Below are 20,926 nucleotides of genomic sequence, written 5' to 3'. Positions count from 1 at the left end.
CAGGGGGGACCCTGTGGGAGAGTAGGACGCCGCCGAACAATTATTGTGGGAAAGCCCCGCACCTTATGGTGCGGGGCTTTTCTGCGTTCCGGGCCGGATACGTGTGCTGTTGAGGAACCGGGTCCCGTTCCGTTCGGGGCCCGGTTCCGTGGTGCTGTCAGAGGCGGCCGGCGGCTTTGAGGGAGAGATAGGCGTCGGCCAGGGACGGGGCCAGGGTGTCCGGGGTGGCGTCGACGACGTGGACGCCGTGGCGGGTCAGCTGGTCCGCGGTGCGGCGGCGCTGGGCCTGGGACTGGGTTCCGGCCGCGGCCTCGTAGACCGCGTCCACGTCGCCGCGGGCCGTCGTCATGGCGGCGACGTGCGGATCGGCGACCGAGGCCAGCAGCACCGTGTGGCGCTGGGTCAGGCGGGGGAGGAGCGGGAGCAGGCCCTCTTCGATCGGGGCCGCGTCCAGGCTCGTCAGGAGGACCACGAGGGAGCGGCGCGGAGCGGTGCGCAGGATGGTCGAGACCAGGCTGCGGGAGTCCGTCTCGACGAGTTCCGGTTCCAGCGGGGCCATCGCGTTCACGAAGGCGGGCAGGGTGTCCGCCGCGGCGCGGCCCTGGACCTGAGCGCGGATCCGGCGGTCGTGGGCCAGGAGGTCCACGCGGTCGCCGGCGCGGGTCGCGAGGGCGGCGAGCAGCAGCGCCGCGTCCATCGCCGCGTCCAGGCGGGGGGCGTCGCCGACGCGGCCCGCCGAGGTGCGGCCGGTGTCCAGGCAGATGAGGATGTGGCGGTCGCGTTCGGGGCGCCAGGTGCGGACGGCCACCTTGTTCTGGCGGGCCGTGGCACGCCAGTCGATCGAGCGGGTGTCGTCGCCGGGGACGTAGTCGCGCAGGCTGTCGAACTCGGTGCCCTCGCCGCGGGTCAGCACGCTCGTACGGCCGTCCAGTTCGCGCAGGCGCGCGAGGCGGGACGGGAGGTGCTTGCGGCTCGTGAACGGGGGGAGGACCCGGACCGTCCACGGGAGCACGTGGGTGCCCTGGCGGGAGAGCAGGCCCAGCGGACCGTACGAACGGATCGTGACGCGGTCGGACCGGCGGTCGCCGCGGCGGGTGGGCAGCAGGCGCGTGGTCAGGCGGCGGCGTTCACCGGCCGGGACCACGACCGTGTGGCGGGAGGCGGCCTGCTCGGTGCCGGGGAGCCAGCTGCTCGGGGGCCAGGCGTCGCGGACGCGGGCCCGGAGCGTACGGCCGCCGGGGTTGGTGACGGTGAGGTGGACCTCCGCCGGTTCGCCCAGGCGTACCGAGGTGTCCCCGGTGCGGGTCAGGGCGAGGGTCCGGACCGGAGCGGCGAGGGCGCAGTCCACCGCGCAGGCCAGGGCGAGGGTCCCGTTCACCGCGAGCATCCCCGTCCAGCTCGGTTCGAGGATGCCGACGGGGATGCTGCCGAGGGCCGCCAGCAGGGCGGCGCGTCCGGTGAGGGCCATCAGCGCGGGACGGGGACGTGGGAGAGGATCGCCGTGATGACGGCGTCGGCCGTGACCCCCTCCATCTCCGCTTCCGGGCGCAGCTGGACGCGGTGGCGGAGCGTCGGGAGGGCGAGGGCCTTCACGTCGTCGGGGGTGACGTAGTCGCGGCCGGTGAGCCAGGCCCACGCGCGGGCGGTGGCCAGCAGGGCGGTCGCGCCGCGGGGGGAGACGCCGAGGGTCAGCGACGGGGACTCTCGGGTGGCGCGGCACACGTCGACGACGTACGCGGCGATCTCCGGGGAGATCGTGACGCGGGCGACGGCCTCGCGGGCGGCGTCGAGTTCCTTCGGGCCGGCGACCCGGCGCAGGCCCGCGCCGGCCAGGTCGCGCGGGTCGAAGCCGGCGGCGTGGCGGGTCAGTACGCCGATCTCGTCCTCGCGGGAGGGGAGGGGCACGGTGAGCTTGAGGAGGAAGCGGTCCAGCTGGGCTTCCGGGAGGGGGTAGGTGCCTTCGTACTCCACCGGGTTCATGGTGGCGGCGACGAGGAAGGGCTCCGGGAGGGCCCGCGGGGTGCCGTCGACGGTGACCTGGCGCTCCTCCATCGCTTCGAGGAGCGAGGACTGCGTCTTGGGGGGCGTGCGGTTGATCTCGTCCGCGAGGAAGAGGTTGGTGAAGACCGGGCCGTTCTGGAAGGAGAACTCGGCGGTCCGGGCGTCGTAGACGAGGGAGCCGGTGACATCGCTGGGCATCAGGTCCGGGGTGAACTGGACGCGCTTGGTGTCGAGTTCGAGGGACGCGGCGAGGGCCCGTACGAGGAGGGTCTTCGCGACGCCGGGGACGCCTTCGAGGAGGACGTGGCCGCGGCACAGGAGCGCGACGACCAGACCGGTGACGGCGGAGTCCTGCCCGACCACGGCCTTGCCGATCTCGGTGCGGAGCGCTTCGAGGGAAGCGCGGGCGCTGTCCGCGGTCGGGGCCGGGGACTCGGTGGCCGGGTACGTCATGACGTGCGGACCTCTCTTTCGAGGGCGTCGAGGTGGTCGGCGAGCGCGACGAGGGCCGCGTCGTCGGAGGGGGTGGTGCCGAAGAGGAGGGCGGTCACGTCGCCGGAGGCCGAGGTGCCGGTGAGGCGGGCGGACACGGCGGAGACGAGGGACGCGGGGTCGTGGGCCCGGGCGGGCGGTACGCCGACCAGCGCGGCCAGGCGCTCGCGGGTCGCCGCGCGCAGTACGGTCGCGGCGCGGTCGCGGGCGCCGGCCTTGCGGTAGAGGCGGGCGCGGCCCTCGGTGGCCTCGGAGGCGCGGATGACGACGGGCAGCCGCTCGGTGACGAGCGGGCCGAGGCGGCGGGCACGCCAGAGGGCGGCGAGGACGCCGGCGACGAGGAGTTGGAGCAGGGCCCAGGACCAGCCGGCGGGGATGAGGTCGAAGAAGCTCTGCTCCTCGCCGTCGGGGGCGGTGTCCGGGTCGCTGTCCGCGAGGGACGGCATGTACCAGACGAGTTCCGGGCGGGAGCCGAGGAGTTGGAGGGCGAGCGAGGCGTTGCCCTCCTTCGCGAGGCTGCGGTTCAGCAGCGGCGTCTCGGTGCCCAGGAGGACGGTGTCGCCGCCGGTCCGGCCGGAGGGGATGAGGAGGAGGGTGGGGTGACCGCCGCTGGGGTAGCACGCGGTGGCCCCGGGGAGGGTGGTGTACCGCAGGCCGGTGCCGGTCGTGGCGCGGCCCGCGGAGACGGCGGCGGGCAGGGTGCAGTCCGGGGCCAGGACGTCGGGGTCGGCGCTGCCGCGGGAGCGTACGCCGGGGGCCAGGAGGGGGAGGCTCGGCTCCGACGGGGCGAGGAGGACGGTGCGGCCGCCGGAGAGGTCCATGGCCGAGCGGACGGCGCTGCGTTGGGTGGCGCCGAGCAGGTCCGGGGAGGTGACCAGGAGGGTCGTGCCGGGGCCGGCCGCTGCGGCGGCCTCGCGGGCGGTGGTGACGACGCGGGTGGTCACGCCGCGCTCTTTGAGGAGCTCGGCGACGGCGCGGCTGCCGGTGGGGTCGGCGGAGCGGGGGTCGAGGTGGCCGTGGCGGGTGCCGGAGCTCAGGACGGCCATCACGACGGCGCCGGTGAGGAGTACGGCGAGGACGGCGAGGCCGTTGCGCACGCGCCTGCGCTGCGGCAGCCGGCGGGCCACGGCCGTGGCCCCGCCGGGGGACGGCGGCGTGCCGTCCTCGGCGGGCGCGGGGGCGAGCGCCGTGGCCGCCGCCGGGGTGGTCGCGGCCCAGGGGGCCGCGGCGGCGGGGCCGGATGCGGGGCGGGTGGGTCCGGGGCGGGAGGGCCCGCCGGCGGAACCCGCCGCTCCGGGGCCGGCCCCGGCGGGGGCGCCGGGCGTAACGGAGGCCGGCGGCGCGGGAGTTCCGGGCGCGCGTGTGGGCGCGTCGGGCCGGTCCGGGGTCCCGGTCGCCGGGGTGCCGGGGGCTCCGGGGCTCGGTGCGGGGCCCGTCGGGTCGGCGGCCGACGCACTGGCGGGGGTGGTCGTGGCGGGGGCGATCGCCGGGTTGCCGGGGACACCGGCGTCCGGGACGGGGGTCCTCGGGTCGGCGGGCCGCGCGGTCGCCGGGCCGGGGGTGCCCGCGGGGTCCGGGGCGGGCCTTGGCCCGTCGGGCTGGGCCGGGGTGCCGGTCGCCGGGGTCCTCGGGTCGGGCGGGCCGGGGGTGTTGGCGGGGTCCGGGGTGGGGCCGGTCATGCGGTGGGTCCCGTCAGGAGCGGCTTGGCGCGGTCCAGGGTGTCGTCGAGGGCGCGCAGGCGGGCGTACGCGTCGGAGTCGGCGGTGCGGCCGCCGTAGGTGACGTCGTCGAAGGCGCGGGCGGCGGCGCGCAGTTCCGCGGTGTGGCCGGGGAGGGAGACCGCGGCCTCGGCGGCGGCCTCGTCGGCCGTGCGGCCGGGGCGCGGGTCGAGGAGGGTGCGTTCCTCCAGGGAACGGACGACGGCGCGCATCCGCTCCTGGACCGCTTCGTTCCAGCGGCCGGCGGCGGCGTGCGCCTCGGCGGCCGCGCGGTGGTCGGCGGCGCTGCGGATGCCGTCGTGGAAGAGGGTGCCCGGACCCGCGAGGGCCCGGCGGGGGGAGCCGAGGCGCCACCACAGGGCGGCGACGGCCAGGGCGACGGCCACGACGATCACGAAGAGGCCGAGGCCGCCGCCCGGGGCGGCCCCGGCGGCGGCGTCGAACAGGTCGGCGATCCACCGCAGGGCCTTGGTCAGGGCGCGGTCCAGCAGGCTGGGGTCGTTCTCGTGGTATTGCGGCTTGGACAGCTCGCGCTCGGCCGCCTCCCGGCCGGCGTCGCGCGTCACCGGTGGTGTCTCCGCGCCCGGCAGGAGCGGTGCGGCGGCGTGGCTGATGAGGCCCCCCGTACTCATCATCGGTGGATCAGCCTCCGGTCGCGCCGCTGCCGTAGTTCTCCACGCCGGCGGCCCGGGCGAGCTCCAGGTCGAGGGCCTCGCGCCGGATGCGCTGGTCCACGTACAGGAGGACGGTGACGCCGGACTGCATCGGCATGGTGATCGTCTGGGCGATGACCAGGCCGATGGCCGAGAAGATCAGCGCGCCCCACGTGTAGGCGGCGGTGCCGTCTGTCAGGGCCGCCATACCGGTGCCGGAGACGAGGAAACCGATGAGCGTCAGCGGTATCACGATGATCATCCTGACGAGGAAGGTGATCAGGAAGGTGAGCAGGGTGATGCCGAGGATGCGCCACCAGGAGCCCTTGACGAGTTTCCAGGAGCGGCCGAACGCCGTGAAGATTCCGCCCTTCTCCAGCATCAGGGCGGGCGAGGCCAGACTGAAGGCGATCCACAGCCAGGCGAAGATCACAGCCGAGGCGAGCAGGCCGAGGAAGGCCAGGCCGTAGCTGTCGAGCAGGAAGGCGGGCAGGACCAGGACGGCGCCGAGCAGGGACAGGCCGATGCCCAGCAGCAGCGTCAGCCCGATGAGGCGCAGGAGCTGGGAGCGGGCGTCGCGCCAGGCTTCGGAGACGCTGGAGGCCTGGCCGAGGATCGCCCGACTGAAGATCATCGTGAGCATCGCGGTGACGAAGACCGTCCCCAGGAAATCGATGAAGTTGGTGGCCACCGTCACCGACAGGCCGCTGCCGAGGCTGTTGACCAGCTCTTCCGGAGTCGGGGTCTCGCTCATGGAGACCACGAGGTCCGCGAGCAGGAGCTTCTGCACGAGGAGGCTGATCACCTGTACGACGGTGGCCACGACCAGCGTGATCGGCAGGACCGAGCGCCAGTGGGACCGCATCGTGCTGACCGCGCCGTCGAGGATCTCGCCGAGGCCGAGCGGGCGCAGCGGGATCACGCCGGGCTTCGCGGCCGGGGGCTTGCCCCACGGGCCGGGGCCGCCGGGGTGGCCGTACTGGCCGCCGTAGGGGCCTCCCTGCTGCTGGCCGTACGAACCCCAGCCCTGGCCCGGCTGGGGCTGCTGCGGGTGCTGGGGCGGGGCCTGAGGGGCTTCCTGGCCGGCGGCCGGGCTCGACCACTGGCCGGGCGGCGGCTGCTGGGCGGACCACTTCGGGTCGCCCGTGGCCGGCTGGTCGGCGGGTGCGCCCTGCCGCTCACCGTCGGACGGGGAGGATCCGGGCGTAGCCCAGCCCGGAGAGTCGTTCATCGTCGCTCCTTCACGTGCACCTGCTGGGCGGGGGCGCTGGTCGCTGCCATCGTGCCACGTGGGTCCACGGAACGGACCGGCCGTCCCCCCGGATCTCCGGCAGCCCGTACCTTCAATTGTCACCCGGATCCGGGGCAGACTGGTCGAGCTGATCCCCACGCAGGTCCGAGGGGCGATTTCCAGCCCTTTTGGCTGTGGGACAGCTCACCGCCTGGTAACGATTAGCTAATGGGATGATGTCAACCATGAAGGGACGCGTCCTTGTCGTCGACGACGACACCGCGCTGGCCGAGATGCTCGGCATTGTGCTGCGTGGAGAAGGTTTTGAGCCGTCGTTCGTAGCGGACGGTGACAAGGCACTTGCTGCCTTCCGGGAGGCGAAGCCGGACCTCGTGCTGCTGGACCTCATGCTGCCCGGACGGGACGGCATAGAGGTGTGCAGGCTGATCCGGGCCGAGTCCGGCGTGCCGATCGTCATGCTCACCGCCAAGAGCGACACGGTGGACGTGGTCGTGGGCCTGGAGTCCGGGGCCGACGACTACATCGTGAAGCCGTTCAAACCGAAGGAGCTGGTGGCACGCATCCGGGCCCGCCTGCGCAGGTCGGAGGAGCCCGCGCCGGAGCAGTTGGCCATCGGTGACCTGGTCATCGACGTGGCCGGGCACTCGGTCAAGCGGGAGGGCGCCTCGATCGCCCTGACCCCGCTGGAGTTCGACCTGCTGGTCGCGCTCGCCCGTAAGCCCTGGCAGGTGTTCACCCGCGAGGTGCTGCTGGAGCAGGTCTGGGGCTACCGGCACGCCGCGGACACCCGTCTGGTGAACGTGCACGTGCAGCGGCTGCGCTCCAAGGTCGAGAAGGACCCGGAGCGCCCCGAGATCGTCGTGACGGTCCGCGGTGTCGGCTACAAGGCCGGACCGAGCTGACGTGCAGCCCGGCAAGACCCGCGGCGGCTCCCGCAGGGGGCCCCTGCGGGGAGGCCGGCTGCTCCAGGACGGAGCGCCGGGCGGCCCCCTGCTGCGGCTCTGCGTACGCCTCGTACGCCGGCCGGTGCTTCCGGCTGTCCGGCTGTGGCGGCGCAACATCCAGCTCCGGGTGGTCGCCGCCACCCTGCTGATGTCGCTCTCCGTGGTCCTGGCGCTCGGTTTCGTCGTCATCGCGCAGGTCAGCAAGGGCCTCCTCGACGCCAAGGAGGAGGCCGCGCAGAGCCAGGCCGCGGGCGGGTTCGCGGTCGCACAGGAGAAGGCCAACGCCCCCGCGACGGTGGACGGGCCCGACGCCGCCGACGGCCGCGGCGGGATGGACGCCAGCACCTGGATGAACTCGCTGGTCAAACAGCTGGCCAGTGGCGGCCAGACCGCCTTCGAGGTCGTCGCGCTCGGCGCGGGCACCGGGGACGAGGCCCAGCCGGGCGCCCAGGGCGTCCGCGGCGCCCGCGCCTCCGGCAACGTGGACCCGACCGCGAGCGTCCCGCTGGCGCTGCGCCGCGAGGTCAACGACGGCACCGGCACCTTCAAGACCTTCTCCGAGATCCGGTACACCGCCGGGGCCGGAGGCAAGGCGCCCGGGCCCGCGCTGGTCGTGGGCAAGCGCCTCACCGACGTCAAGGGCGACCCGTACGACCTGTACTACCTCTTCCCGCTCACCCAGGAGGAGGAGTCCCTCAACCTGGTCAAGAGCACCATCGCCACCGCCGGCCTGTTCGTCGTCGTCCTGCTGAGCGCCATCGCCTGGCTCGTCGTGCGGCAGATCGTCACCCCCGTGCGGATGGCCGCCGGGATCGCCGAGCGGCTGTCCGCGGGGCGGCTCCAGGAGCGGATGAAGGTCACCGGCGAGGACGACATCGCCCGTCTGGGCGAAGCCTTCAACAAAATGGCGCAGAACCTCCAGAACAAGATCCAGCAGCTGGAGGAGCTGTCCCGGATGCAGCGCCGCTTCGTCTCGGACGTCTCGCACGAGCTGCGGACCCCGCTGACGACGGTGCGCATGGCCGCCGACGTCATCCACGACGCCCGGGTCGACTTCGACCCGATCACCGCGCGCTCCGCGGAACTCCTCGCCGGCCAGCTCGACCGCTTCGAGTCGCTCCTCGCCGACCTGCTGGAGATCAGCCGGTTCGACGCGGGGGCCGCCGCGCTGGAGGCCGAGCCGATCGACCTGCGGGACGTGGTGCGCCGCGTCATCGACGGGGCGGAGCCGCTCGCCGAACACAAGAAGACCCGGATCCGGGTCCTCGGCGACACCCAGCCCGTCATCGCCGAGGCCGACGCCCGGCGCGTGGAGCGGGTGCTGCGCAACCTCGTCGTCAACGCCGTCGAGCACGGCGAGGGCCGTGACGTGGTGGTCCGGCTCGCCTCGGCGGGAGGCGCCGTCGCCGTCGCGGTACGGGACTACGGCGTCGGCCTCAAGCCCGGCGAGGCCACCCGGGTCTTCAACCGCTTCTGGCGGGCCGACCCGGCGCGGGCCCGCACGACCGGCGGTACGGGCCTGGGCCTGTCCATCGCCGTCGAGGACGCCCGGCTGCACGGCGGCTGGCTCCAGGCCTGGGGCGAGCCGGGCGGCGGTTCGCAGTTCCGCCTGACCCTTCCGCGCACCGCCGACGAGCCGCTGCGCGGATCGCCGATCCCGCTGGAGCCGGAGGACTCGCGGGCCAACCGGGCCAGGGCGGCCGCCGAGGCCGCCGGCAGCGCCGCGGACCGCCGGCAGCCGGAGGGGTCCGACCGGTCGCCGATACCGCCCCGGTCGGCGGTCGCCGGAGCGCTGCCCGTACCCGCCGACCCGACGGCCCTGCCGGGCAGCGGGGCCCGGGTCGTGGCCCGGCCCGCCGAGCAGGCACCACAGGAGGACCGAACCGATGGACCCTGAGCCCGAGCCGACCAGCACGCGCGCGGGGAGCGCGCCGGGGCGCGGACGGCGGCGGCGCACCGTGCGGGCGTACGCCGCCCTGGGCACGGCCGTCGTGCTGCTGGCGGGCTGCGCCTCGATGCCGGACCGCGGCGAGATCCGTCCGGTGCGGGCCTCGCAGGGCGTCGATTCGCAGGTCCGGGTGTTCGGCGTACCGCCCGCGGACCGGGCCAGCCCGGCGGACATCGTCGACGGGTTCCTGGAGGCCCTGACCGGCGACGACCCGCAGCTGGAGACGGCCCGCAAGTACCTCACGGAGGCCGCGGCGGAGAGCTGGAAGCCCGGCTCGGCCGTCACCGTGCTCTCCTCCGGCCTCGACCGGTTCGCGGTCAAGGGCGAGAAGGAGCCCGACGGGGCCCGGTGGAAGGTCACCGGCAAGAAGCTCGCCACGGTCGACGAGCGCAGCGCGTACCAGCCGGAGACGGGCGGGGGATCGTACGAGGAGTTCCTCCAGCTCGTCCAGGTCGACAAGCAATGGCGGATCGCGACGCCGCCCAGCAGCCTGGTCCTCAGCGAGTCGGACTTCCAGCGCATCTACATGCCCGTGAACAAGTACTACTTCGCGGGCGGCACGCTCGTCGCCGACCCGGTGTACGTGCGCCAGCGCAGCGACCCCGATTCGCGGATGGACCCGACCACGCAGACGGTGCAGTCGCTGCTCGCGGGGCCGTCCAAGTGGCTCGGTCCGGTCGTCGAGTCCAGCTTCCCCACGGGGACGGAACTCCGCGAGGGCACCAAGTCCCTCTCGTACGACGGGCAGAACACGCTGCGCGTGCCGCTCAACGCGAAGGCCGACAACGTCGCGCAGCCGCAGTGCCAGAAGATGGCCACCCAACTCCTGTACACCGTCAAGGACCTGTCGGCCTCGCGGCCCGAACGGGTGGAGCTGCTGCGCTCGGACGGCAAGACCCCGCAGTGCGCGGTCACCGAGGTGGCCGCCGCCGCGATCGCCAACCGGCCGCGGACGCCGGTCTACCAGTACTACGTGGACGGGGAGAGCCACCTCGTCCGGATGAACCTCGACGTCACCAACGAGGACCAGCAGTACCGCCCGGAGGCGGTGCCGGGTCCGCTGGCGGGGACGCCGGCGTTCAAGGTCGGCTCGGCGGCGGTGACGTACGACGAGCGGCGCGCGGCCGTGGTGTCCGAGGACGGGCACGGGCTGTACGTGGTGCCCCTGGTCGGGTCCGGGGCGATGCCGCAGCCGCTGCCGGTCGGCCGGGGTGCCAAGTCGCAGCTGACGTCGCCGAGCTGGGACGCGGCCGGGGACCTGTGGGTCGCCGACCAGGACCCGCAGGGCCCGGGGCTGTGGCGGGTGCCCGGCGGGGTCGGCGCCCCCCAGAAGGTGGAGGTGTCCGGGCTCGACGGCGGGACGGTGACCTCGCTGAAGGCCTCGCCCGACGGGGTGCGGATCGCGCTGCTCGTGCAGAAGAACGGCCGCAAGAACCTGTGGGTGGGGCGGGTCGAGCGGTCCGACGCCTCGACCGCCTCGGCGGTGTCGGTGCGCGAGCTGCGCCCGGCCGCCCCGCAGATGGCGGACGTGACGGCGATGAGCTGGGCTCCGCGGGGCCGGCTGCTGGTGGTGGGCCGGGAGAGCGGCGGGGTCGACCAGGCCCGCTACATGCTGGCGGACGGCTCGATGGTCGCGGCGAGCCTGCCGGGGGCGACGGAGCTGATGGCGGTCGCGGTGGCCGTGTCGGAGGACGAGGCGAAGCCGAAGCCGGTGCTGGCGTACTCGAAGGAGGACGGGATCGTGTGGCTGCCGCCGGGTGCGCAGTGGCGCACGGCGGCGGCGGGCGGCCGGTCCCCGGTGTACCCGGGCTGATCTCCGGTGTACCCGGGCTGAGCCGTCCGGCGCGCTGCCGAGAGATCCGGAGCGCGGCTGACCCACCCCGCTGACCTGCGCTTTCGGAGGTCGTCCACAGGGGTGGCGGGGAGCGGTGCCGGCCCGGCACAGTGGAGCGCATGCGGGAGTGGTGGCGGGAGCTGGCCGGGCTGGTCCTGCCGGTCGACTGCGCCGGCTGCGGGGCCGCGCGCGTGCTGCTGTGCGCGGACTGCGGGGAAGCGCTCAGCGGGGCCGGGGCGGGGTCCGTACGGCCGTCTCCGCGCCCGGAGGGGCTGCCGGTGGTGCATGCCGCCGCCGCGTACGCCGGGGGCGTGCGGGAGGTCCTGCTGGCGCACAAGGAGCGCGGGGCGCTGCCGCTGGCCGGGGCGCTCGGCGGGGCCCTGGCCGCCGCGGTCCTGGCGGGCCGCGCCGGACGGGCCGGGTCGGTCGGCGGCCGCGCCGGGGAGCTGGTCCTGGTGCCGGTTCCGTCGGCCCGGCGGCAGGTCCGGGCGCGCGGGCACGATCCGGCGCGCAGGATCGCGCTGGCGGCGGCCGGGCGGCTGCGGCGGGCCGGGGTCCCGGCGCGCGTGGCCCCCGTACTGCGGCTGCGGCGGGCGGTGGCCGACCAGGCCGGGCTGGGCGCCCGGGAGCGCCGGGAGAACCTCGCCGGGGCCCTGGTGGTGTGCCGCGGCGGGGCGCGGCTGACGGCCGGGGCGCGCCTCGTGCTCGTGGACGACCTGATCACCACGGGGGCGACGCTGGCGGAGGCGGCCCGGGCGGTCCGTGCGGCGGGCCTGGCGCGGGGGTCGGATCCGGTGGCGGCTGTGGTGGCGGCACCCGCCGGGGCCTTCGGTATCGGTCCCGACCGGTCGGGAACCCGTACAGAGCAAAAATCTTGCGAATAGATTTGGAACTGGGGGGGAAGGCGCATCGTTGCAGGTAGTAAGAGGGAACAGTCACCTGAACGGAGGTACGTTCCGGTAGCGGGTGCCGACAACCGTCATAGAGAGATATGTTCGGTTGTGAGGAACTGGCGAGCCTTGGCTCCACGCATCGGATCGCACGTTTCGGAATTCTTCGTGTCAGGAGGCTGTCTCTCGACTCCGAAGTCGGTGGGGTGTAGATCTTGCCGATGGGGGAGGAGGAGGTGAAAGTCGCCAAGTCCGAGGCTCCGGTGTTCACCGGAGTCTGGTGCGAAAGGGAGACGCTTCGCCCCACGAGGCGGAGCTATCCGGGAACGGAGTTCTGCGTGGACATCGTCGTCAAGGGCCGCAAGACCGAGGTGCCCGACCGGTTCCGCAAGCACGTGGCCGAGAAGCTGAATCCGGAGCGGATCCAGAAGCTCGACGCCAAGGTGATCAGCTTGGACGTCGAGGTGTCCAAGGAGCACAACCCGCGGCAGGCCGACCGTTCCGACCGCGTGGAGATCACCCTGCGTTCGCGGGGCCCGGTGATCCGGGCGGAAGCCGCAGCCGCCGACGCGTACGCGGCGCTGGACCTCGCTCAGGACAAGCTGGAGGCCCGGCTGCGCAAGCAGCACGACAAGCGCAACACGCGCCGCGGCAGTGGCCGCACCACGGCAGCGGAGGTCGCCGACGTGGTGCCGAACGCCGCGACCCTGAACGGGAACGGCGAACTCGTCGCGGACGAGAAGGCGGACGCGATTCCGACCACCCGGATCGGATCGCTGGAGGTGCAGGGCGAAGGCCCGCTCATCGTCCGCGAGAAGACCCACTCGGCCTCGCCGATGTCGCTCGACCAGGCTCTGTACGAGATGGAGTTGGTCGGCCACGACTTCTATCTGTTCGTCGACTCCGAAACCAAGATGCCCAGCGTCGTCTACCGACGTCATGCGTACGACTACGGCATCATCCACCTGAACCCCGACGGTGCCTCCAGCGCGGACGAGTCCGGCGCCGGCGCCGGCGGAGCGCTCGGCGGCTGAGGAAGTACGTCATCCCGGTGCCCCCGACGGACGCGAGAGCGGCCGTCGGGGGCACCCGTACGACGGGTATGCGCCAGGCAGTGGCCGACAGTCCCCCCGCGCCGTGGTGCGGGCATGGAATCATGGCGGGCAGTCAACCGGAGGCAGTCTCCGTCCGGTTGGACCAGCAGCTCAGCACATGCAGGGGGAGGAACGATGGCGGACAGCTTCGGGCCGGTGCGCGGTGACGACGGTGCGGTCCGCCGGGCGGCGGACGCGGCCGAGCCGGCCCGGGAGCCCATCCGGGTGCTCGTGGTCGACGACCACGCCCTCTTCCGGCGCGGGCTGGAGATCGTCCTCGCGCAGGAGGAGGACATCCAGGTCGTCGGCGAGGCCGGGGACGGCGCGGAGGCCGTGGACAAGGCGGCGGACCTGCTGCCGGACATCGTGCTGATGGACGTGCGGATGCCGCGGCGCGGCGGGATCGAGGCGTGTACGTCGATCAAGGAGGTGGCGCCCTCCGCGAAGATCATCATGCTGACGATCAGCGACGAGGAGGCGGACCTCTACGACGCGATCAAGGCGGGTGCGACCGGATACCTCCTGAAGGAGATCTCCACGGACGAGGTGGCCACCGCGATCCGCGCGGTCGCGGACGGGCAGTCGCAGATCAGTCCGTCGATGGCGTCGAAGCTGCTGACCGAGTTCAAGTCGATGATCCAGCGCACCGACGAGCGCCGGCTGGTGCCCGCGCCGCGACTGACGGACCGGGAGCTGGAGGTCCTGAAGCTGGTGGCCACCGGCATGAACAACCGGGACATCGCCAAGCAGCTGTTCATCTCCGAGAACACCGTGAAGAACCACGTCCGCAACATCCTGGAGAAGCTGCAGCTGCACTCCCGGATGGAGGCCGTGGTCTACGCGATGCGCGAGAAGATCCTCGAAATCCGCTAGGGCGTCTCTTTCGGATCTTGTCGGCCGAGCCCGGACCCGTCCGGGCCCCGCCGTCAACGGCTAGGCGCGCAGGGCGAGTTCCGCCGTGACGGCCGCCGCCTCCCCGGGGCTCTGTGCGCGCTCGACGCGCACCTCCTCGCACCCCACCCAGCGGGCCGCCTCCCACAGGGCCTCGGCCATCGCGCCGGCTGCCGCGGGCGTCTCCAGCGAGAGCTGGCGGGCGACCAGGGTGCGGCCCTCGCGGGCCGGGTCGACGCGGCCCCGCAGGTGCCCGCCCGCCAGCAGCGGCATCGCGAAGTACCCGTGGATCCGCTTCGGCCTGGGGACGTACGCCTCCAGGCGGTGGGTGAAGCCGAAGATCCGCTCCGTGCGCGGCCGGTCCCACACCAGGGAGTCGAAGGGCGACAGCAGCGTCGTGCGGTGGCGGCCCCGGGGGGCCGTCGCGAGCGCCGCCGGGTCGGCCCAGGCGGCCTTGGCCCAGCCCTCGACCTGCACCGGGACCAGCCCGGAGTCGGCGATGACCGCGTCCACCTGCTCGCCCTTGAGGCGGTGGTAGTCCGCGATGTCGGCGCGGGTGCCGACGCCCAGGGACTGCCCGGCCAGGGCGACGAGCCGGGCGATGCAGGTGGTGTCGTCCAGGTCGTCGTGGAGCAGCGCGTCGGGGACGGCCCGCTCGGGCAGGTCGTACACGCGCTTCCAGCCGCGCCGCTCGCCGCACACCACCTCGCCGGTGTCGAGCAGCCACTCCACCGCGATCTTGGTCTCGGACCATTCGAACCACTCGCCGCCCTTCTTGGCGCCGCCCAGCTCGGTGGAGGTCAGCGGGCCGTCGGCGGCGAGGCGGTCCAGGACGGCCTTCGTCGAGCGCTCCTTGTCGGCCAGGACGTGCCAGCGGTGGCCGCGGGCCCGGCGGGACCGGCGCCGGAAGGCGAAATGCGGCCATTCCTCGATGGGCAGGATGCAGGCCGCGTGCGACCAGTACTCGAAGGCGTGCCGGTCCGTCCAGTACGCCGCCTCCACCGCGCCGCGGCCCACCGCGCCGAGGCGCGCGTACGGGATCAGCTCGTGCGAGCGGGCCAGCACCGAGATGGTGTCGAGCTGTACGGCGCCGAGGTGGCGCAGCACCCCGCGGACACCCCCGCGCCGGTCGGGCGCCCCGAGGAACCCCTGCGCGCGCAGGGCGATGCGGCGGGCCTCGTCGGCGGACAGGGACACGGTCGGCGGCGGCAGGCTCGTCATGGTCGGCCAGCCTAGGGGGTGCCACCGACAGCGGGCTCGTGCGCGGGGGCGGGGAGGTACGGCAGGGCGGAGGGGAGGCCCAGGTCGCCGGGGAGGAGGCCGCCGATCCAGCAGTCGCGCGCGGTGCCCTTGTGGAGGTGGCCCGCCCGGAGGGTGCCCTCGATCCGGAAGCCGGCCTTGCGGGCGACGGCGAGGGAGCCCGCGTTGCCCACCTCGGCGCGCCACTCCAGGCGCGGCGCGTCCAGCACGGTGAAGGCCCAGCGGGCGACCGCGTCGACCGCCTCGGTCATGTAGCCGCGGCCGCGGTGCTCCTTGGCCGCCCAGAAGCCGATCTCGTACCCGTCCGGCGGGCGGACGTGCACGCCGATCGCCGCGACGAGCGGGCCGCCGGGGCCGAGGCGGACGGCGAAGCTGTAGCCGGTGTCCTCGCGCCAGCCGGCGGGGACCGTCTCGTTCACGAAGTGGTGCGCGTGCGTCCGCTCGTAGGGGGAGGGGACCATGGTCCAGCGCTGGATGTCCGGGTCCTGGGCGACGGCGTACAGCTCGTCCTCGTCCGCCGGGACGAAGGGCCGCAGGTCGAGGCGGTCGGTGCTGAGTGTGGTGGGCTCCATGAACCGATTCTGGTGCCGCGGCGGCGCCGGGGGCGAACCGATTTCGCGGAAGGGCGGCACCTTGGGCGTCCCCCGTACGTTCTCATTCCGGGCACCCGTGCCCTGCGGACACGGCGGACCTCCCGACGCGACCACGTCCTCGCTTACGATGGCCGTTGCGGTGGGGCCCACCTGCCGTGCCCGTGTACGTACAGTGCCCAGGCCCGACCGGCAAGGAGACAAACCTCGGTGTCCGTCTTCAACAAGCTCATGCGTGCAGGCGAAGGCAAGATCCTGCGCAAACTGCACCGCATCGCGGACCAGGTCAACTCCATCGAAGAGGACTTCGTCAACCTCTCCGACGCCGAGTTGCGGGCGCTCACGGACGAGTACAAGCAGCGCTTCCAGGACGGCGAGAGCCTGGACGACCTCCTTCCGGAGGCGTTCGCCACCGTCCGCGAGGCGGCCAAGCGCGTCCTCGGCCAGCGGCACTACGACGTCCAGATGATGGGCGGCGCGGCGCTGCACCTCGGCTACGTGGCCGAGATGAAGACCGGTGAGGGCAAGACCCTCGTCGGTACGCTGCCCGCGTACCTGAACGCCCTGTCCGGCGAAGGCGTCCACCTGATCACGGTGAACGACTACCTCGCCGAGCGCGACTCCGAGATGATGGGCCGGGTCCACAAGTTCCTCGGCCTGGAGGTCGGCTGCATCCTGGCGAACATGTCGCCGGCGCAGCGCCGCGAGCAGTACGGCTGCGACATCACCTACGGCACGAACAACGAGTTCGGCTTCGACTACCTGCGCGACAACATGGCGTGGTCCCAGGACGAGCTCGTCCAGCGCGGCCACAACTTCGCCGTGGTCGACGAGGTCGACTCGATCCTCGTCGACGAGGCCCGTACCCCGCTGATCATCTCCGGCCCGGCCGACCAGGCCACCAAGTGGTACGGCGACTTCGCGAAGCTGGTGACCCGCCTGAAGAAGGGCGAGGCCGGCCAGCCGCTGAAGGGCATCGAGGAGACCGGCGACTACGAGGTCGACGAGAAGAAGCGCACCGTCGCCATCCACGAGACCGGTGTCGCGAAGGTCGAGGACTGGCTCGGCATCGAGAACCTCTACGAGTCGGTCAACACCCCGCTCGTCGGTTACCTGAACAACGCGATCAAGGCCAAGGAGTTGTTCAAGGCCGACAAGGACTACGTCGTCATCGACGGCGAAGTCATGATCGTCGACGAGCACACCGGCCGCATCCTGGCCGGCCGCCGCTACAACGAGGGCATGCACCAGGCGATCGAGGCGAAGGAAGGGGTGGACATCAAGGACGAGAACCAGACCCTCGCCACGATCACCCTGCAGAACTTCTTCCGCCTGTACTCGAAGCTGTCGGGCATGACCGGTACGGCCATGACCGAGGCCGCCGAGTTCCAGCAGATCTACAAGCTCGGCGTCGTCCCGATCCCGACCAACCGGGACATGGTCCGCAAGGACCAGCCGGACCTGATCTACCGGACCGAGGTCGCGAAGTTCGCCGCGGTCGTCGACGACATCGCGGAGAAGCACGAGAAGGGCCAGCCGATCCTCGTCGGTACGACGTCGGTCGAGAAGTCCGAGTACCTCTCCCAGCAGCTCTCCAAGCGCGGCGTCCCGCACGAGGTGCTCAACGCCAAGCAGCACGACCGGGAGGCGACGATCGTCGCCCAGGCCGGCCGCAGGGGCGCCGTCACCGTCGCGACCAACATGGCCGGCCGCGGTACCGACATCAAGCTCGGCGGCAACCCGGACGACCTGGCCGAGGCCGAGCTGCGCCAGCGCGGCCTGGACCCGGAGGAGCACATCGAGGAGTGGGCGCACGCCCTTCCCGAGGCGCTCACCAGGGCCGAGGCGGCCGTGAAGGCCGAGTTCGAAGAGGTCAAGGACCTCGGCGGCCTGTACGTGCTGGGCACCGAGCGCCACGAGTCGCGCCGCATCGACAACCAGCTGCGCGGCCGCTCCGGCCGTCAGGGCGACCCGGGCGAGTCCCGGTTCTACCTGTCGCTCGGTGACGACCTGATGCGCCTGTTCAAGGCACAGATGGTCGAGCGGGTCATGGCGATGGCCAACGTGCCGGACGACGTGCCGATCGAGAACAAGATGGTGACGCGGGCGATCGCGTCGGCCCAGTCGCAGGTCGAGACCCAGAACTTCGAGACGCGCAAGAACGTCCTGAAGTACGACGAGGTCCTCAACAGCCAGCGCGAGGTCATCTACCGGGAGCGCCGTCGGGTCCTGGAGGGCGAGGACCTGCAGGACCAGGTGCGCTTCATGATGGACGACACCATCGACGCGTACATCGCGGCCGAGACGGTCGAGGGCTTCGCCGAGGAGTGGGACCTCGACCGGCTGTGGGGCGCCTTCAAGCAGCTCTACCCGATCAAGGTCACGGTGGACGAGCTGGAGGAGGCCGCGGGCGACCGCGCGGGCATCACCGCCGAGTTCATCGCGGAGTCCGTCAAGGACGACATCCACGAGCAGTACGAGACGCGCGAGAAGACGCTCGGCTCCGACATCATGCGCGAGCTGGAGCGGCGCGTGGTGCTGTCGGTGCTGGACCGCAAGTGGCGCGAGCACCTGTACGAGATGGACTACCTGCAGGAGGGCATCGGCCTGCGGGCGATGGCCCAGAAGGACCCGCTGGTCGAGTACCAGCGCGAGGGCTTCGACATGTTCAACGCCATGCAGGACGGCATCAAGGAGGAGTCCGTCGGCTACCTGTTCAACCTGGAGGTCCAGGTCGAGCAGCAGGTCGAGGAGGTCCCGGTGCAGGACGCGGCGCCTTCGCTGACCAAGGACGCGGCCCCGGCCCGCCCGGAGATCCGGGCGAAGGGGCTGGAGGCCCCGCAGCGTCCGGACCGGCTGCACTTCTCGGCGCCGACCGTGGACGGCGAGGGCGGTGTGATCGAGGGCGACTTCGAGAGCGACGCCGACGGTTCCGGCGACGGGATGACGCGGGCGGAGCGGCGCAAGGCGCAGAAGGCTTCCGGCGGGCGTCGCCGCAAGAAGTGACCCCGCAGGGGTAGGGCGCAGGCCGGGGCCGGACACCGTGGGTGGTGTCCGGCCCCGGCCGCGTCGTGGGGCCGGGTCACGGGCGGGGGGCCTGCATCTCGACGGCCGCGCAGCGCCAGCGCAGGTCCGGGCCCTGTTCGAGGCGGAAGGCCATGGCCGTCACCCGGTCGCCGGTGGCGATGCGGGCGAAGGCCTCGATGACGCCCGGGCCGGGGGTGAAGCGGCCGCACTGGCGGATGACGGGGCGGAGCCGGTCCCGCAGGGGCCCGTCGGGGGCGAGGCCGACGAGCTGCTGGTACGCCGGGCCGACGGTGTGGCCGAGGAGCGAGTGGACCGGGCGGCGGCCGCTGACCACCGCCAGCAGGCGTTCCGCGAACCAGTGGTGGGGGCCCAGCCGCAGGGCCTGTGGAGGTCCGCCCGCCGGGCGGCGCGTGTCCCGCCGTCCGGCCGGGCGGGTCCGGCCCGGGCCGGCGGCCGGCCGCCGCCGGCTCCCCTCGCCGCCGATCGTCGTGCCGCGCGTCGTGGTGTCCATCGCGATCTGCCCCCGTACGGGCCGGGCCCGGAGCGGTACCGGGCGGTAACTTGATGGGGACCTTCTACGGGCGGCCGAACACGCTCCGCAACCGCCCCGCGGCCCGCCGCGGAGCGCCCGCGGGTTCACCTATCCGAGTGCGCCGAAGCGCCGCCGGGCCCCGCCGGCGGCCCCCGCGGCGCACGGACGCGTACGGCGGTGGACGCCGCCGGAGCCCGGCCCGGCACCCCGATGGGGGACGGCGGCCGTCACTCGGCCGGACCCCCGGGCCGGCCGGGCCGCGGCGGGCGGGCCGCGCCGGGGGTTCGCGCGAGGGGGCGGGCGGGGGGAAGGGGGCCGGTCGTATCCTGGGGGCGTTTCCGACTACCGAAAGCAGCCGGCCATGCGCGTGTACGTCCCCCTGACCCTCCCCGGGCTCGCCGCGGCGCACCAGGCGGGTGAGCTGGGCCCCGCCCCGCTGCGTGCGTACGCCGTCACCCCCGGGCTGCGCGAGTGGTACGCGTCGGACGACGAGGAGGAGCTGGAGTACGCGGCCCTCGGCCGGGCCGCCGCCGCCTCCCTCCGGATGCTGGCCGAGGACGCCGCCGCGCCGCGCACCCGCGTCGTGATCGCCCTCGACGTCGCCGACCGGGCCGCCGCGGAGGCCCCCGGCGAGGACGAGGCCGCGCTCGGCCGGGTCGCCCTCGCCGACGCCGCCCGGCTCACCCTGGCCGCCGCCGTGCACCTCGACGCCGACGACGCCCGGGAAGCCGTCGCCGCGGCCGCCGAGGCCCTCGCGGCCGCCGACGGCGGGGACCGCGGCGCGCAGTCCGCCGTCGACGGCGCCGAGGACCACGAGCTGCTGTGGTTCGGCGTCCAGGAGATCCCGGGGCTGCTGAAGTGAGCACCGCCGCCCCGCACCACCCGACCCACATCGTCTGGGACTGGAACGGCACGCTGCTCCACGACATCGACGCCGTCATAGCCGCGACGAACGCGTCCTTCGCCGAGCTCGGCTTCCCGGCGATCACCCTGGCGACCTACCGCGACCTGTACGTCGTCCCCGTGCCGAAGTTCTACGAGCGCCTCATGGGGCGGCTGCCCACCGAGGCGGAGTGGCTCGTCATGGACGACACCTTCCACCGGCACTACTGGGCCGAGGCCCATGACGCCGGGCTGACCGACGGGGCCCTGGAGCTGCTCCAGGGGTGGCAGCGCGACGGGCTCACGCAGTCCCTGCTGTCCCTGGCGCCCCACGAGAAGCTGGTGCCGCTGGTCCGCTTCCACGGCATCGAGCGGCACTTCCTGCGGGTCGACGGCCGGATCGGCCCCTCCCACACCAGCAAGGCAGGACATCTCGTACGCCACCTGGCCGCCCTGGAGGGGACGGGCGTGACGGCGGACCGTACGGTCCTCATCGGAGACGCCGTGGACGACGCCCTCGCCGCCGCTCACGTCGGGGCCCGGGCCGTGCTCTACACGGGCGGTTCGCACAGCCGCAGCAGTCTGGAATCAGCCGGTGTGCCCGTCGTGGACACGCTGGCCGAAGCCGTACGGACAGCTCGCGAGCTGGCCGAATAGCGCCGTGCACGCCGGGCCCGCCGCGTCGCTGTCCAGAGTGTCAAAGTTCCACCCCCGGATTTGTACACATACAGCTCATGACGGGCCGGGGGTGGGTGGGGATAGCCTTGACCCGTGATCAGCGCGATAGTCCTCGGGGGCACCGATGCCCCCGGACCCAGCCCGGCGCACTTCGGTGCCCGGGCCATCGCTGGTCCCCGCCACCGGAACTCGGCGATCATGGCCGAAACCCTCCCGGTCGGCTTTCTCGACGACATAGCG

At 73.4% G+C, this 20,926-nt stretch carries 17 protein-coding genes; 9 read left to right on the top strand and 8 right to left on the bottom strand.

Features of this window, described 5'->3' with window-relative positions; genetic code table 11:
* Nucleotides 1-157: 157 nt before the first annotated feature.
* From ACZ6S8_RS15810 to ACZ6S8_RS15790, 5 genes are all read right to left on the bottom strand, one after another.
* A complete protein-coding gene (locus tag ACZ6S8_RS15810; RefSeq protein WP_469455987.1) occupies nt 158-1,468 on the bottom strand; it encodes a DUF58 domain-containing protein in 1,311 nt (436 codons plus the stop codon).
* Nucleotides 1,468-2,454, bottom strand: a complete 987-nt coding sequence (locus ACZ6S8_RS15805; RefSeq protein WP_469455984.1) for an AAA family ATPase — start codon at nt 2,452-2,454, stop codon at nt 1,468-1,470. The genes ACZ6S8_RS15810 and ACZ6S8_RS15805 overlap by 1 nt, the downstream gene beginning before the upstream one ends.
* On the bottom strand, nt 2,451-3,620 hold the full coding sequence (locus ACZ6S8_RS15800) for a DUF4350 domain-containing protein (RefSeq protein WP_469456021.1): 1,170 nt from the start codon (nt 3,618-3,620) through the stop codon (nt 2,451-2,453). Before ACZ6S8_RS15800 ends, ACZ6S8_RS15805 begins: the two co-directional genes overlap by 4 nt.
* Before the next feature lie 548 nt (nt 3,621-4,168).
* On the bottom strand, nt 4,169-4,843 hold the full coding sequence (locus ACZ6S8_RS15795) for a DUF4129 domain-containing protein (protein WP_469456019.1): 675 nt from the start codon (nt 4,841-4,843) through the stop codon (nt 4,169-4,171).
* Nucleotides 4,844-4,853: 10 nt separating this feature from the next.
* Nucleotides 4,854-6,095 (bottom strand): DUF7847 domain-containing protein, encoded by a 1,242-nt coding sequence (locus ACZ6S8_RS15790; protein WP_469455982.1) that lies wholly within the window; start codon nt 6,093-6,095, stop codon nt 4,854-4,856.
* Between the two features lie 233 nt (nt 6,096-6,328).
* Here ACZ6S8_RS15790 and mtrA point away from each other — a divergent pair, with 233 nt between their 5' ends.
* The 6 genes from mtrA (at nt 6,329) to ACZ6S8_RS15760 (ending at nt 13,699) form a co-directional block, all read left to right on the top strand.
* Nucleotides 6,329-7,018 carry a two-component system response regulator MtrA gene (gene mtrA, locus ACZ6S8_RS15785; protein WP_189828951.1) on the top strand — a complete coding sequence of 230 codons (690 nt, stop codon included), beginning with the start codon at nt 6,329-6,331 and terminating at the stop codon, nt 7,016-7,018.
* A gap of 1 nt (nt 7,019) precedes the next feature.
* Nucleotides 7,020-8,957 carry an MtrAB system histidine kinase MtrB gene (mtrB, locus tag ACZ6S8_RS15780; protein WP_469455980.1) on the top strand — a complete coding sequence of 646 codons (1,938 nt, stop codon included), beginning with the start codon at nt 7,020-7,022 and terminating at the stop codon, nt 8,955-8,957.
* On the top strand, nt 8,947-10,821 hold the full coding sequence (locus ACZ6S8_RS15775) for an LpqB family beta-propeller domain-containing protein (RefSeq protein WP_469455977.1): 1,875 nt from the start codon (nt 8,947-8,949) through the stop codon (nt 10,819-10,821). The genes mtrB and ACZ6S8_RS15775 overlap by 11 nt, the downstream gene beginning before the upstream one ends.
* Nucleotides 10,822-10,961: 140 nt before the next feature.
* Nucleotides 10,962-11,726 (top strand): ComF family protein, encoded by a 765-nt coding sequence (locus tag ACZ6S8_RS15770; RefSeq protein WP_469455975.1) that lies wholly within the window; start codon nt 10,962-10,964, stop codon nt 11,724-11,726.
* A 344-nt stretch (nt 11,727-12,070) separates the two neighbouring features.
* Complete coding sequence (hpf, locus tag ACZ6S8_RS15765; protein ID WP_469455974.1) at nt 12,071-12,766, top strand: ribosome hibernation-promoting factor, HPF/YfiA family; 696 nt, start codon at nt 12,071-12,073, stop codon at nt 12,764-12,766.
* Between the two features lie 195 nt (nt 12,767-12,961).
* Nucleotides 12,962-13,699 (top strand): response regulator, encoded by a 738-nt coding sequence (locus ACZ6S8_RS15760; protein ID WP_469455972.1) that lies wholly within the window; start codon nt 12,962-12,964, stop codon nt 13,697-13,699.
* Between the two features lie 60 nt (nt 13,700-13,759).
* Here the strand turns inward: ACZ6S8_RS15760 and ACZ6S8_RS15755 are convergent, their stop codons facing one another.
* Entirely contained in the window at nt 13,760-14,938 is a 1,179-nt protein-coding gene (locus tag ACZ6S8_RS15755) for a winged helix-turn-helix domain-containing protein (RefSeq protein ID WP_469455970.1), read from the bottom strand.
* A gap of 11 nt (nt 14,939-14,949) precedes the next feature.
* Nucleotides 14,950-15,549, bottom strand: a complete 600-nt coding sequence (locus ACZ6S8_RS15750) for a GNAT family N-acetyltransferase (RefSeq protein WP_469455968.1) — start codon at nt 15,547-15,549, stop codon at nt 14,950-14,952.
* Between the two features lie 228 nt (nt 15,550-15,777).
* Here ACZ6S8_RS15750 and secA point away from each other — a divergent pair, with 228 nt between their 5' ends.
* Nucleotides 15,778-18,573 (top strand): preprotein translocase subunit SecA, encoded by a 2,796-nt coding sequence (secA, locus tag ACZ6S8_RS15745; RefSeq protein ID WP_469455965.1) that lies wholly within the window; start codon nt 15,778-15,780, stop codon nt 18,571-18,573.
* Nucleotides 18,574-18,649: 76 nt separating this feature from the next.
* Here secA and ACZ6S8_RS15740 read toward each other — a convergent pair whose 3' ends face one another.
* A complete protein-coding gene (locus ACZ6S8_RS15740; protein WP_469455964.1) occupies nt 18,650-19,105 on the bottom strand; it encodes an Rv3235 family protein in 456 nt (151 codons plus the stop codon).
* Nucleotides 19,106-19,487: 382 nt separating this feature from the next.
* Here ACZ6S8_RS15740 and ACZ6S8_RS15735 point away from each other — a divergent pair, with 382 nt between their 5' ends.
* Nucleotides 19,488-19,988, top strand: a complete 501-nt coding sequence (locus ACZ6S8_RS15735) for a DUF6912 family protein (RefSeq protein WP_469455962.1) — start codon at nt 19,488-19,490, stop codon at nt 19,986-19,988.
* Nucleotides 19,985-20,665: an HAD family hydrolase gene (locus ACZ6S8_RS15730; RefSeq protein WP_469455960.1), complete on the top strand. Its 681-nt coding sequence runs from the start codon at nt 19,985-19,987 to the stop codon at nt 20,663-20,665. The genes ACZ6S8_RS15735 and ACZ6S8_RS15730 overlap by 4 nt, the downstream gene beginning before the upstream one ends.
* Nucleotides 20,666-20,926: the final 261 nt, after the last annotated feature.

It is taken from the genome of Streptomyces sp. NPDC048461 (assembly GCF_055587105.1).
The sequence above is the reverse complement of the archived record's forward strand: the minus strand, read 5'-3'. Positions and strand labels throughout refer to the sequence as shown.

Coding starts and splice junctions, on each gene's coding strand:
- ACZ6S8_RS15810 (WP_469455987.1), bottom strand. CDS start 1,468: ATGGCCCTCACCGGACGCGCCGCCCTGCTGGCGGCCCTCGGCAGCATC.
- ACZ6S8_RS15805 (WP_469455984.1), bottom strand. CDS start 2,454: ATGACGTACCCGGCCACCGAGTCCCCGGCCCCGACCGCGGACAGCGCC.
- ACZ6S8_RS15795 (WP_469456019.1), bottom strand. CDS start 4,843: ATGAGTACGGGGGGCCTCATCAGCCACGCCGCCGCACCGCTCCTGCCG.
- ACZ6S8_RS15790 (WP_469455982.1), bottom strand. CDS start 6,095: ATGAACGACTCTCCGGGCTGGGCTACGCCCGGATCCTCCCCGTCCGAC.
- mtrA (WP_189828951.1), top strand. CDS start 6,329: ATGATGTCAACCATGAAGGGACGCGTCCTTGTCGTCGACGACGACACC.
- ACZ6S8_RS15775 (WP_469455977.1), top strand. CDS start 8,947: ATGGACCCTGAGCCCGAGCCGACCAGCACGCGCGCGGGGAGCGCGCCG.
- ACZ6S8_RS15770 (WP_469455975.1), top strand. CDS start 10,962: ATGCGGGAGTGGTGGCGGGAGCTGGCCGGGCTGGTCCTGCCGGTCGAC.
- ACZ6S8_RS15760 (WP_469455972.1), top strand. CDS start 12,962: ATGGCGGACAGCTTCGGGCCGGTGCGCGGTGACGACGGTGCGGTCCGC.
- ACZ6S8_RS15755 (WP_469455970.1), bottom strand. CDS start 14,938: ATGACGAGCCTGCCGCCGCCGACCGTGTCCCTGTCCGCCGACGAGGCC.
- ACZ6S8_RS15750 (WP_469455968.1), bottom strand. CDS start 15,549: ATGGAGCCCACCACACTCAGCACCGACCGCCTCGACCTGCGGCCCTTC.
- ACZ6S8_RS15740 (WP_469455964.1), bottom strand. CDS start 19,105: ATGGACACCACGACGCGCGGCACGACGATCGGCGGCGAGGGGAGCCGG.
- ACZ6S8_RS15735 (WP_469455962.1), top strand. CDS start 19,488: ATGCGCGTGTACGTCCCCCTGACCCTCCCCGGGCTCGCCGCGGCGCAC.